This window comes from Rahnella perminowiae (assembly GCF_019049755.1).
GTDB lineage: Bacteria > Pseudomonadota > Gammaproteobacteria > Enterobacterales > Enterobacteriaceae > Rahnella > Rahnella perminowiae.
Map to the genome: position 1 here is coordinate 1 of NZ_JAFMOS010000497.1, position 12,786 is coordinate 12,786.

Consider the following 12,786-nt stretch of genomic DNA (forward strand, 5'->3'; position numbering starts at 1 on the left):
TATTAAATCATTTTAAAACAGCATATTACCAATAATAAATGGAGTTATCCCATGCTTAAAAATGAGAGTTATCTCACACCTGAAAGTGATCTGGTGAAAGATCCACCAATGTCGTTTTTATCCACAGCGATCGTCTAAAAGTTGACGCTATCCCGCCAAAAAATGGATAAAACCCAGGCCGTCAAGCCTGTAAATCGAACCAGTGCTCTCATTCAGACAGGGTTATCCAAGAAATCTGTGGATAAGTAGGTGGAAGATCCTGTTCATTGTCGCCTTCAACAGGTGATCAACCTCAGCGGCGATGCACTCAATACGCCAGAAACCTCAAAAAAAACTAAGGCAAATCATGCTATTATTTCATTGATCCACAGGAACAACTTTTTATTCACTGTGCATGACAAAAGCAGTACGAAATTTAATCTATCGAGTGAGCATTGTTTTTTATGTCTATTCCTTTCCCTGCCGCCCGGCCCCCGCTCAATGAACAGGAACTGTTGTTGCGCGCGCAATCGCTGGCGGGTCATACATTGGGTGAACTCGCCGCCCGGGCCGGACTGCCCATCCCTGAGAATCTTAAACGGGAGAAAGGCTGGGTTGGTATGTTGGTTGAGGTGTATCTCGGTGCGGTAGCAGGAAGCAAAGCCGAGCAGGATTTTGCTGACATTGGCATTGAGCTCAAAACAATCCCGGTTGATTCCCGGGGCAGGCCGCTGGAAACCACCTTTGTTTGCGTTGCCCCGTTAACCGGCAACAGCGGCGTGACCTGGGAAAATAGTCACGTGCGCCATAAACTGGCCCGGGTTTTGTGGATACCGGTCGAAGGTGAGCGCCAGATCCCCCTGGCCGGGCGCCACATCGGAGCACCTTTATTATGGCAACCCTCTGAGGAAGAAGATGAGCAACTGCGTCAGGACTGGGAGGAACTGATGGATTTGATCGTGCTGGGTAAAGTCGAAAGCATCACAGCACGCCATGGCGAATATCTGCAAATTCGCCCCAAAGCCGCCAACAGCAAAGCGCTGACGGAAGCGATCGGGGAATTAGGGCAACCCATTTTGACACTGCCGCGCGGCTTCTATTTGAAAAAGCGTTTTACCGCAGCGCTTCTGGCCCGTCATTTTCAGCTTTAACCGATACCATTCCACGCGGTCTGCGGGATAGTTTGCTACGCTAAATATCACTATCTTCGGTACAACAAAAAGGAACGTTAACGATGATGAAAAAAACTTTAATGGCAGCCGGTGCTGCGCTTGTGGTGCTGAGCCTCGCAGGTTGTGCCAGCGACTATGTGATCTCAACCAAAGACGGCAATATGATCCTCACTGATGGTAAACCTAAGCTGGATAAATCTACCGGACTGCTGAGTTACACCGATGAACAAGGTAACGATCGCCAGATCAATAATGACAACGTCAGCCAGGTGATGAAGCGTTAAGCAAAACGCCTCTTAACCCGTTAAAGAGCCAGTTATCAGGACTGGCTCTTTGTTATTTTATCCACCGCCCGCATCGTTCTTCCCGCACACACTGCCACTTCCCCCATCTGCCAGCCTTGTATATAGTCAGTTAAGGCGCTTTTTCTAACAGGCTGACATTCTCAGATATAAAGGAAGACCGGCAATGCAATATCACCGTATACCCCACAGTTCTTTAGAAGTGAGCTTACTGGGACTTGGCACCATGACTTTTGGTGAACAAAACAGCGAAGCCGACGCCCACCAGCAACTCGATTACGCCGTTGCGGCGGGTATCAACCTGATTGATACCGCAGAGATGTATCCCGTTCCGCCGCGTCCTGAAACTCAGGGGCTGACGGAAACCTATATCGGTAGCTGGCTGAAAGCCCGTGGCAATCGTGAAAAGATCGTTCTGGCGAGTAAAGTCTCCGGCCCTTCCCGGGGTAGTGACAACGCCATTCGCCCGGATCAGATGCTGGATCGCAAAAATATCCGCGCGGCACTGGATGCCAGTCTGAAACGTCTGAACACCGATTATCTCGATCTTTATCAAATTCACTGGCCTCAGCGCCAGACCAATTTCTTTGGCAAACTGAGCTATCAGTACACCGAAGAACAGTCTCCGGTGACTTTGCTGGAAACGCTGGAAGCACTGAATGAACAGGTTCGCGCCGGTAAAATCCGCTATATCGGTGTTTCTAACGAAACGCCGTGGGGCGTGATGCGTTACCTGCAACTGGCTGAAAAACACGATCTGCCGCGTATTGTGTCGATTCAAAACCCGTACAGTTTGCTGAACCGCAGCTTTGAAATCGGTTTATCAGAAATCAGTCAGCACGAAGGGGTTGAACTGCTGGCCTACTCCAGCCTGGCGTTTGGCACACTGAGTGGCAAATACCTTAACGGTGCGAAACCGGCCGGGGCACGTAATACGCTGTTCAGCCGTTTCACCCGCTACTCTTCACCGCAGGCTGAAGCGGCGATTGCCGAATATGTCGCGCTGGCGAAGAAACGTAACCTGGATCCTTCGCAGATGGCGCTGGCCTTTGTGCGCCAGCAACCGTTTGTGGCCAGCACACTGCTGGGCGCAACCACGCTCGAACAGCTGAAGATCAACATCGACAGTCAGGATCTGACGCTCGATGAGGAGATCCTTGCTGATCTGGAAAATATCCACAAACGCTTCACTATTCCTGCGCCGTAAACCCTGGTCGCAGGCAGTAAAAAAGGGCGCTCAGCGCCCTTTTCTTTTTTCACCTGCCCGGTCACGCCAGGCGGCGTTTCTGCATATTCTTCCAGATCCACAACCCGGCTATCGCCAGTGCGAATACCACACCGAATCCGATGCCAATCGCCACCACTGGCGCGCCAACCATCACCACCAGCGAATACAAACCGAGCATCAGCAGCATGGCGGTGTTTTCACCCAGGTTCTGCACTGCAATCGCATTACCGGCACCAACGGAAATTTTACCGCGATGCTGCAAGAGTGCATTCAGCGGCACCACAAAGAAGCCGCCCAGAATCCCCACCACCACCAGCACAATGTAAGCACTCAGCATGCTGGTTTGCAGTGCGAAGACCACCACGGCGATACCGATAGCGACGCCTGCAGGCAGGCAGCGTTTCACGGTATCCAGACGGATTAATTTCGCCGCCGCGCCCGCACCCAACACAATCCCGACCGCCACCATCGCATTCAGCAACGTAGGGGTTTTGTTATCGGTGATGCCCAGCGCCACTGGCACCCACAGCACCAGCAGGAAACGCAGCGTCACGCCCGCGCCCCAGAACAGGCTGGTACCGACCAGCGAGAAGCGGGTTTCGCCATCCTGCCATAATGTTTTGCAGGCAGAGAAAAAAGTCCGGCTCATTTTTGCCGGATTCCATGACTGTCCCGGACGCGCAGGACTCAGCTTCGGAATAAACCAGTTTGCGACCACCGCCGCACCATACGCCAGCACGCAGATACCCAGCGCCGCCAGAATGCTCCAGTCAGCCAGCGCGCCACCGGCCACAGAACCCAGCAGAATCGCGGCAATGGTAGAGGCTTCCATCAGGCCATTGGCTTTCACCAACTGTTCACCACTGGCGATCTCGCCCAGAATGCCGTATTTGGCTGGCGAATACGCCGCTGCGCCAATACCGACCAATGTATAACCGAGGAACGGATTCAGTCCGGCGCAAATCACCGCCGCGCCTGCCAGTTTGAGCAGGTTGGCGACCATCATCACGCGGCCTTTGGAGAAACTGTCGGCAAACTGCCCGACAAACGGCGCGAGGATAATATAGGTCGCCACAAACGCCATTTGTAAAACAGGCTGACTCCAGTCGGGGTAAAGTTGCTGTTTGATCAGCGCCAGCGCGGCGAACAGCAGCGCATTGTCACCGAAAGCCGACAGGAACTGCGCCACGATCACCGCAATCATACTTTTTGACATCAGCGGCGATGCCGCCTTTACTGGCTGGATCATGCCTCAGTCTCCGGGTTTTCTGCCATCTGACGCAGGGTGACAAAATCGGGTTTACCGCTGCCGAGCAACGGTAACGCTTTAACGACACGAATATCACGCGGCACCGCCAGTTCCGGCAGCCCGAGTTCACGGGCGGCCTTGCTCAGCGCATCACGACGTAATTCAGGATCGGTGGTAAACAGCACCAGGGCCTCGCCTTTGCTGGCATCGCTGCGGGACGTCGCCGCATGCTGTTTATCCGGTGAAGCGTTGATCGCCAGTTGTTCGACGCTTTCCAGCGAGACCATTTCCCCCGCCAGTTTGGCAAAACGTTTCACGCGGCCCCGGATGGTGCAGAAACCTTTTTCATCCAGCGTGACGATATCGCCGGTGTCATACCAGCCCGCCTGCATTTCACCTGCGGCATTTTCAGCCTGCGGTGTTTCCAGCACACCCGGATTTTCAACGCGCAGGTAACCTTTCATGATGTTAGGCCCGCGCAGTTGCAGACGACCGCCCTCTTCAATGCCCGGCACGGTAATCAGACGTGACTCCATGCCCGGCAAAATCTTACCGACGGTATTCACTTTGGTCGCCATCGGTACGTTGATTGCCACTACCGGTGCGCACTCGGTCACGCCGTAGCCTTCCAGAATGCGGATACCGAATTTGTTCTGCCAGATTTCTTTGGTGCCTTCCGCCAGTTTCTCCGCTCCGGCGACCACATACCGCAACCGTGCAAAATCATACGGATGCGCAAAGCGGGCGTAATTGCCGAGGAACGTTGAGGTGCCAAACAATACGGTACAGTTCTGGTCATACACCAGTTCCGGCACAATGCGGTAATGCAGCGGGCTCGGATACAGGAAAACCCGCGCGCCGGTGATCAGCGGCGTCAGCAATCCGACCGTCAGGCCAAAGGCGTGGAACAGCGGCAGCGACGACATAAACCGGTCGCGCGGCGTGAAGTCAGCAACAGTGCGGATTTGCTCGACGTTAGCCAGCAGGCTGGCGTGCGAATGCACCACACCTTTCGGGTTACCTTCAGAACCGGAGGTGAACAGTACCAGTGCTGCGTCATCGGGCTTTTGCGGCAACATCGCGCGGCGAGGAAAGATCAGATGGAACAGGATCCACAGCTTATCCTGTGTGGTCACCGTGTCTTTCAAATCTTCCAGATAAACCCAGTTCGCCTCAGGTACATTCTCCGGCAGATGCGTCAGCTTGCCTTTTTCAAGGAACTGGCGGGAGGTAATAATGGTGTTGATCTGCGCCGCTTTCATGGCGCTTTGCAACCCTTTTGCACCCGCTGTGTAGTTGAGCAGCGCCGGAATACGGTTACGCATTGACGCGCCAAACAGCGCAGCCGCCATGATCGTCGCATTGGGTAACAGCATCCCCACATGTTCACCTTCGCGGGTAAAACGTTGCAAAATGCGACTCACGCCCAGGCATTTTTTCAGCAGGCCCTGATAGGTATCTTCTTTGAATGCGATATCAGCGATACAGGGTTTGCGACGGCCATAACGGGTTTGTGCGGATAATAATGCCTGATACAAGGTTTCCGGCTTGCGGGTATCCATACGCGCCTGCATCATAATTTTATGCAGTTGCTCACCGGCGAGAACACGGCGGTCGCGCGAGCGCGGCGCGTCCGGCATCGCAATGGTGGTCGGCGGTAAGAGGCTGATGGTAATTTTCGGGAACCAGCGGATTTTAAAGCTGCCGAACAACCGGCCAAACGGCGTGTATTCCGCGCCATCAATGCGCACCGGCATGACGGTCGCCTGTGACTTCGCCGCCACAAAGGCCGCACCGTCGTAAATCTTCATTAAAGAACCGGTAACCGTAATACGCCCTTCCGGAAATACAACCACCGGACGCCCTTTTTCCACTTCGCGGATCAGATGCTTAATCGCCATCGGTTTGGTCGGATCCAGCGGCATAAAATCCACATACGGTTTCAGCCAGCGCATAAACCAGCTGTCGGTGATGTCGGAATACACCGCAAAGACCGGTTTTATCGGCAGGAAAAGCGCCAGCAGCATGCCATCAATAAACGAGACATGATTCGGCGTGAGGATTAAACGCGGGTAATCATATTTATTGTTCGCCGGGGTCACGCTGACCCTGAACATCAGGCGGAAAAGCCACCTGAAAGTAGCGAAAAGAAAGTAATACATGTTGGCCATCTCCTTATGTGTCATCCCTGATCTTGAAGAAAAGGTTGGGGAAACAGCATACTATAAGCCGCTGAAAAATGACGACAGTCAGAGAGAGTTTAGGAGGGAACTGATCGGCGTGCCGGAGCTGAGGCAAAAAAAAACCTACGCATCCGCGTAGGTTGGTGCAAATTTAATCGGTATCAACATGCAGAGCACGTTGATGATTCACCAATCAATACCTCTGGGACGTTCAATTTAGCTGGTTTAGGAGAATCACCGCCAGCAGGCAATCGAAACATAATCCCGCAAAATGTAACCAGTGGTGAAAATAGGCCCGATTTATCATAAATCAGGCTAACTGTTTAAAAACCACCTTAAATACTTTGGACCTCGACTAAACAACTCATGGCATTTGGACCCTGCGTCAGGCGCGACGTACCGATATCCAGCGTCAGCACATTCGGATTCCCCGCCTGCTCCGTTTCCTGCCACTGGCCGCCAAAGCCCGGATCAAACCAGGCGCCGGTGGACATCAGCACCACGCCACGCGTAATGCCGTCGTTAAGCGAAACACCCGCCAGACAACTGCCGCGTGCGTTGTGCACTTTCACCCGGTCGCCGTCCTTAAGCTGACGGCTGAGGGCATCTTCCGGATGCATGAACAGGGTTTCCTTACCGGCGGTTTTGTTCGACTGCGCCAGCGGCGACTGATCAAGCTGGCTGTGCAGACGATCTTTGGGCTGAATGGAAATCAGGTGCAATGGCCACTGTCTGGCACTTTCCGCGCCCAGCCATTCTACCGGCGGCTGCCATTCCGGATGCGGTGCGAAATCTTCATAGCCGTAACCGGCGATGGTTTCGGAGAACAGTTCGATTTTGCCACTGTGTGTCCCCAGCGGATTAGCGCGCGGACTTTTGCGGAACTCCTCGAAGAATACGTAATCTTTTTCCGGTACCGGCAGTTCAACAAAACCGCGCTCCCAGAAGGTTTCAAAATCAGGCCATTCCACACCCGTGCCTTTTTGCGCTTCGCCGCACTGACGGTAAATATGGCGCAGCCACTGATCCTCATTACGCCCCTGAGTGAACTGCTCGCGGTAACCGAGACGGTCGGCAATATCCGCGAAAATATCAAAATCATTGCGCGCCTGATGTTGCGGCGCAACGGCCTGATGCATCGCCAGCACGAAGCGGTCACGCGATGAACCGCCGATATCGTTACGTTCCAGCGATGTTGTCGCAGGCAGCACGATATCGGCCATCTGCGCGGCCGGCGTCCAGACGTTATCCTGCACAATCACGGTATCCGGCTTCTGCCAGCCTTCGACCAGACGGTTAAGCTGCTGATGATGGTGGAACGGATTACCCCCCGCCCAGTGCACCAGATGAATATCGGGATAATGCAGCGTCTCGCCCTGAAATTCATACGGCTGGCCCGGATTGAGCAACATATCGCTGATGCGCGCCACCGGGATCGACAAACCAGACGGATTCGGCCCGGCACTGACGGCAGGCCCCGGCGTGTCATAACGCGGATTACCCACGCTGTTCATCGAGCCGTGACCGAATGAGAAACCACCGCCCGGCAAACCGACCTGCCCGAGCATGGCAGAGAGAGCGATCATCATCCAGTAAGGCTGCTCGCCACGGTGAGCACGCTGTACGGAGTACGAACAGGTAATAAAGCTGCGCACACCGATCAGGTCATCCGCCAGCCGCGCAATACGTTCAGCCGGCACGCCGGTTATAGCGCTCGCCCAGTCAGGCGTTTTCGGTGTGCCGTCCGTGTCGCCGCGCAGATACGCGGCAAGTTGCGGATAACCCACGCAATGGCTGGCAAGGAACGCCTCATCCTGCGCTTCTTTACGCTGAATTTCATACGCAACGGCCATCATCAGCGCCGCATCGGTGTTCGGGCGGATCGGGATCCACTCGGCATTAACGAATTCCGGACAATCGTCGCGCATCGGGCTGATGTTGATGACGCGGGTGCCTTTTTTCGCCAGCTGTTCCAGCGCCGGTTTCAGGGTATGTTCCACTGCACCGCCGGAAGCGACCTGCGCATTTTTCAGCGCCAGGCCGCCAAACGCGACCAGAATGTCAGCATGTTCGACCACACTTGGCCATGAAGTAACGCGTCCGGTCAGCGGCGTAAAAGTACCGATAACATACGGCAGGAAAAATTGCGCCGAGCCCCAGCTGTAATTGCCCTGCTGATCAACCCCGCCGCCGCCGGTGAAATAAAAACGACGCACCAGAGAACGGGCGTGGTGTAAACGCCCTGCGGATGACCAGCCATAAGAACCGTTAAAGATACCGGCAGCACCGTAACGGTCGCGCACGCGTTTATTCTCTTCGGCCACCAGATCCAGCGCCAGATCCCAGTCCACTTCGACAAAATCCTCACGGCCACGCAGCGAGCGATCGCTGTTTTCGCGGTGTTTCAGCCACGAACGGCGCACTGCCGGTTTACGGATACGCTTGTCGGAATAAACCAGCGGCGCAATGGAATCCAGCAAAGGGGAAGGATCGGCATCCGCCTGATAAGGTTCACAACGGATCAACCGGCCATCTTCTACCACGGCAGTATACGCGCCCCAGTGGGCCAGTTGCGGATAGCGTTTTATCGACATATTTTCTATTTTTCTCAGCGCAGATAAGTGACTTTAAAATACCATTCACTGCGCTGATAACTCAAAGCACAAATGTGGATAAACAGAAAAGGGGATGTGCTCCCCATTATTCATCGTTTGAGACGGGATGACCGTTTCAGGCCTGTGGCTGAGCGATCACAGGCGGTAGCCAGCTGTTGTAGCCGAAAGCACGGCGGCCGATGACGATCAACATCAATCCTAATATCAGTGCAAAAATCAGAATGATGGCGATAATTTGCAACGGCATAAAGCTGCCTGCCAACGCTGTCACCGCCAGACCGCTAACGGGTACCGAACACATATTCATCAGGCCAATAAGCCCCATGGTTTTCCCCAGATGTTTCTGCGGGATAATCTGGCTGCGTAAGGTGCGCAGGTAGACGCTGAATGCACCATCAAAAGCCATCAGTAATGCGTAACCGGCCAGATACATCGCATAATCGAGTGAAAGCGACATCAGGGCACCTGACAATATCATGCCGCAAAATGACAGGGTCCCCAGCGTGGAAAGCCCAAAACGTTTGGCAATTCGCGGCACAAAGAAAAACGTAATGATGGTGACCAGCGCTGCCGAGGTCTGTAATACCCCGAAGTAACTCTCAGGCAGATGAAACTCTTTGAGGATCACCGCAGCACTCACCACCAGCGCCGCACCGTATACCAGATTCACTACCCAGGTCAGCGCACACAAATGCAGCAGGATTTTATTCTGCTTAAGCACCTGAATCGCCGTAATGTTGGATTGCACAATGGACCGCAGACTCATCTTTTCTGCAATTTCCACGTCATGAGTTTCGAGGAACAGATAGTTGATAGCAGAGACAGCAAACAGCACGGCTGCACAGGCTAAAATCGCCCCGACGCCACCATAAACGGAAATTGCCACTGCCAGCGCCGGGCCGAGAACCTGCGTGGTCTGGTCGACACCCTGTAACATTGAATGGGCTTTCGGCAGAGCCTCTGCGGGGATATGGCGCGGTAACAGCGCCTCAGTGGCGACAAAGTTCAGAACATAGGCCACCGACAGCAGCGCCATCATGACCGCCAGCACCGGGAATGTGGCGCCGGGATGAAAGGTCAGGGTCAGGAAAGCGACCACCATTAACACACAGCGTCCGGCTTCCACGTTAAAGAAGATAAAGCGGGGCTTGATACGGTCAGCCAGAAAACCTGACAGCGGGAAAAACAGAATGCGCGGCAACCACTCAATCACGAATGCCAGCGAGGAAAAGGTGAGAGAACCGGTCGCTTTTAAAATCGCCAGCGGCACGGCAAACAGCAAAAACTGATCGCACAGTGACCCGGCAAAGCGGGAAAAGACGAAACGTTTTAATCCAAAACGATCACTGTTCATATCATTGCTTTCCTTAAAGGAGTTCAGGAGCCACCACAAATGAGGTGGCTCGGGTGATATCAGACCTGACGAAGGGTAAACAGCGATCGGGCGTATTGATCGGCAATCGTTAAGTGCTCGTCAAAACCCTGTTCTGCGGCACGCTGTGGCCAGAAATACTCGATAGAACCTTCACGGGTTTTCCACGACACCAGCTTTTTCGACAGATCCAGCGGCTTAGCGGTAACCTGCATATTCACCACATGCGCCGGCAGGCTGGCGGGCAATGTGATTTTCTCAATCACACCCACGTCGGCTTTAATAAAAGCAACGGCGCTCAGGCCGCGAGGTTTGAGAGTATCCGGCAGCGGTTTAAGTTTGTTCAGATGGCTGAGTACGTGCAGTTCATACGGGTTGATACCGTAGGTTCTTTCCACCAAATCCATTATGGTGTCGCCCCCTGTGCGCGCGCCCACTTCGATGATTTTGATTTCACCGGCAGGCGTAATACGTGCTTCAAAGTGCGCCACCCCGTAACGGATCCCCAGTGCATGACAGGCCCGTTCAGCTATGTCACGCAGTGATTGATTGTCACTGTGCAGCGACGGCATGCTGTGGCCGACTTCAACAAAATTCGGCTCTTCACCCAGATATTTGTCCGTAACTGCTATTGCCCGGTGATAGTCGCCCTGATTGATCACCTCAACGCTGACTTCCTGCCACGCCGGAATATATTCCTCGATCTGGAACAAGTCTTCCGGCGCAAAGGATTCACCATTGAGTGAAATCACATCGGTAACGCAACGGGCGAACACTTCTTCGATTTCCTGTTCGTGAGTGATTTTCAATACACCCAGACTCCCCGCCAGTTCACGCGGTTTAATCACCACCGGCAGACCGAACTCTGCAATCAATGTTTTCAGTTCGTTGAGCGTACGGAACGCAGCGAAGCGAGGCACCGGCAGGCCAGCGGCTTGCAGGATCTGCTTCATCACAAATTTGTCACGGCAGTGGGTGATCGTTTGGCAATCATTTCCGTAAAGCTGGTAATGCTCAGTCAGAAGGCTGGCGGCGCGCACGGTAAAATCATTCATCGGGATAACCGCCGCAGGAGTTTCACCGGTTTCCTGTTGATGGGCCTGTACGGCACGTAGCACAGCCTCTGCATCGGCCACATCTCCCGGTATAAAGCCGTCGAAAAATTTGATTGTCGGCGAGGTGCGATTTTTTGCCATCGTCAGTACCCGCATTCCGCCTGAAGCACGTAAAGCCCCCGCCAGCACACGCTCACGCAAAGCAAACTCACCGCCCAGAATCAAAATATAGGTGTTGTTCATAATAAAACTCCTGCAAGTCAGTAGTGGCCGTTATGCCGGCCATCGGATTAAAGGTCTTTACCAATCGTCCAGCCGCCATCAATAACCAGCGTGGAACCGGTCACAAATCGTGCATCGGAAGAAGTGAGATACATTGCCGCTTTTGCCACATCCTGCGTTTCGCCCAGCACAGGCAGGAACTGACCACGTTGGATCTTCTCCATCTGTGCCGGGTTGTCGTAGTAAGGTTCGGTAAGCGGTGTGCGGATAACGCCGGGCGCAATGGCATTCACCCGGATTCGATGCTTGCCGTATTCCAGCGCCAGCTGTTTCGTCAGGCCGATAACGGCGTGCTTTGATGAGACATAGGCGGTGCGATCAGGCTCGCCCATCAGGCCGGAGACCGAGGCGATATTGACGGCATTGCCCGGCAGGTTATGGCGAACCAGCTGCTGACAGAATGCACGTCCGGCAACAAAACTGGCGGTCACGTTAACGGCAAAAACACGTTCCCACAGTGACAGTGATAATTCATCGATCCGGCAGATTTCACGCGTACCGGCGCAGTTTATTAAGACATTGTTATCGCTGGCGTATTCTGCCGCTTCAAATACGCCATTCAGATGCACTGAATCGGTAATATCCAGCTGGTGGTGAACATACTCAGGTTCATTGGCGAAAACGGACGGGGAACAGTCGATACCCTCTACCGCATAGCCGGCGGCCAGATAGGCCGCCACCATCGATTGACCGATACCACTGGATGCGCCCGTGATAAACGCTTTATATTTCAGTATCATGCCGCTTCCTTTATCGTGCGCTGGAACGTCACCAGAATGATGTCACGCAGTGCCGTCTCCCCCGGCTGGCGACAGCCTATGGGTGTCACCGCATGGTATTTGTCGTGATTTACCACCAGCGTGTCGAATAACGCCTCCAGACGCAGCACCCGCTCAATATTTTTAGGGGTCGGGGCAATCAAATTATCGCCACCCAGCATGTTGGCGGAGGCATGGATCAGGTGAACAAACACCACATCCTCATCATCTTTATGCAGCCAGACAGGCGAGCTGTACGCGGGCGCATCACACTGCGCCTCATAGCGGAATAAATGAATGCCGACGGACAACTCTTCCAGCGGTCCGATACGCTTATAAGCTTCAACAAAAGCGATGTCGTCCTGCAAAATCGTCTGCATCAGGCGGTTAGCAGTAATATTTTCGGGCAGCAAAGGATAATGGCGAACAATACCGCCGGTGTCCGGATTGTATTTTTTAGTTTGCTTATATTCCGTAAAATGACCAAAACTGAGCTCACCCTGCTCATTACGCCGGCATTGCGCATAACCGCGCCAGCGATTCCCAGCAGAATAAGGATCCAGCGTCAGTTTTTCATATGCCAGTTTTAAT

Annotated in this window: 10 protein-coding genes; 3 read left to right on the forward strand and 7 right to left on the reverse strand. The window is 53.8% G+C overall.

The window, feature by feature from the left end; all coding sequences use genetic code 11:
* The first annotated feature begins 443 nt into the window (after positions 1–443).
* From mutH to J1785_RS10060, 3 genes are all read left to right on the forward strand, one after another.
* Positions 444–1,130, forward strand: coding sequence for a DNA mismatch repair endonuclease MutH (gene mutH, locus J1785_RS10050; RefSeq protein WP_129954947.1), 687 nt, complete (start codon positions 444–446; stop codon positions 1,128–1,130).
* 86 nt (positions 1,131–1,216) lie between these two features.
* Positions 1,217–1,435, forward strand: a complete 219-nt coding sequence (locus J1785_RS10055) for a YgdI/YgdR family lipoprotein (RefSeq protein ID WP_015689428.1) — start codon at positions 1,217–1,219, stop codon at positions 1,433–1,435.
* A gap of 184 nt (positions 1,436–1,619) precedes the next feature.
* Positions 1,620–2,660 (forward strand): NADP(H)-dependent aldo-keto reductase, encoded by a 1,041-nt coding sequence (locus J1785_RS10060; RefSeq protein WP_129954946.1) that lies wholly within the window; start codon positions 1,620–1,622, stop codon positions 2,658–2,660.
* Between the two features lie 61 nt (positions 2,661–2,721).
* Here the strand turns inward: J1785_RS10060 and lplT are convergent, their stop codons facing one another.
* From lplT to hilB, 7 genes are all read right to left on the reverse strand, one after another.
* Positions 2,722–3,930: a lysophospholipid transporter LplT gene (lplT, locus tag J1785_RS10065; protein WP_129954945.1), complete on the reverse strand. Its 1,209-nt coding sequence runs from the start codon at positions 3,928–3,930 to the stop codon at positions 2,722–2,724.
* Complete coding sequence (aas, locus tag J1785_RS10070; protein ID WP_217219337.1) at positions 3,927–6,092, reverse strand: bifunctional acyl-ACP--phospholipid O-acyltransferase/long-chain-fatty-acid--ACP ligase; 2,166 nt, start codon at positions 6,090–6,092, stop codon at positions 3,927–3,929. The genes lplT and aas overlap by 4 nt, the downstream gene beginning before the upstream one ends.
* A gap of 356 nt (positions 6,093–6,448) precedes the next feature.
* Entirely contained in the window at positions 6,449–8,707 is a 2,259-nt protein-coding gene (locus J1785_RS10075) for a molybdopterin guanine dinucleotide-containing S/N-oxide reductase (RefSeq protein ID WP_129992045.1), read from the reverse strand.
* Between the two features lie 136 nt (positions 8,708–8,843).
* Positions 8,844–10,082 (reverse strand): MFS transporter, encoded by a 1,239-nt coding sequence (locus tag J1785_RS10080; protein WP_129954941.1) that lies wholly within the window; start codon positions 10,080–10,082, stop codon positions 8,844–8,846.
* A gap of 59 nt (positions 10,083–10,141) precedes the next feature.
* Entirely contained in the window at positions 10,142–11,398 is a 1,257-nt protein-coding gene (locus tag J1785_RS10085) for an ATP-grasp domain-containing protein (RefSeq protein ID WP_129954940.1), read from the reverse strand.
* 47 nt (positions 11,399–11,445) lie between these two features.
* Complete coding sequence (locus J1785_RS10090) at positions 11,446–12,177, reverse strand: SDR family NAD(P)-dependent oxidoreductase (protein ID WP_217219338.1); 732 nt, start codon at positions 12,175–12,177, stop codon at positions 11,446–11,448.
* Positions 12,174–12,786 (reverse strand): 3(1)-hydroxy-L-isoleucine 4-dioxygenase HilB (hilB, locus tag J1785_RS10095; protein ID WP_217219339.1); only part of this gene is annotated, 613 nt, incomplete at its 5' end. The genes hilB and J1785_RS10090, both read right to left, overlap by 4 nt.

Bases quoted from the DNA above. Each gene is read 5' to 3' on its own strand.
- mutH (WP_129954947.1), top strand. From the start codon at position 444: ATGTCTATTCCTTTCCCTGCCGCCCGGCCCCCGCTCAATGAACAGGAA.
- J1785_RS10055 (WP_015689428.1), top strand. From the start codon at position 1,217: ATGAAAAAAACTTTAATGGCAGCCGGTGCTGCGCTTGTGGTGCTGAGC.
- J1785_RS10060 (WP_129954946.1), top strand. From the start codon at position 1,620: ATGCAATATCACCGTATACCCCACAGTTCTTTAGAAGTGAGCTTACTG.
- lplT (WP_129954945.1), bottom strand. From the start codon at position 3,930: ATGATCCAGCCAGTAAAGGCGGCATCGCCGCTGATGTCAAAAAGTATG.
- aas (WP_217219337.1), bottom strand. From the start codon at position 6,092: ATGTATTACTTTCTTTTCGCTACTTTCAGGTGGCTTTTCCGCCTGATG.
- J1785_RS10075 (WP_129992045.1), bottom strand. From the start codon at position 8,707: ATGTCGATAAAACGCTATCCGCAACTGGCCCACTGGGGCGCGTATACT.
- J1785_RS10080 (WP_129954941.1), bottom strand. From the start codon at position 10,082: ATGAACAGTGATCGTTTTGGATTAAAACGTTTCGTCTTTTCCCGCTTT.
- J1785_RS10085 (WP_129954940.1), bottom strand. From the start codon at position 11,398: ATGAACAACACCTATATTTTGATTCTGGGCGGTGAGTTTGCTTTGCGT.
- J1785_RS10090 (WP_217219338.1), bottom strand. From the start codon at position 12,177: ATGATACTGAAATATAAAGCGTTTATCACGGGCGCATCCAGTGGTATC.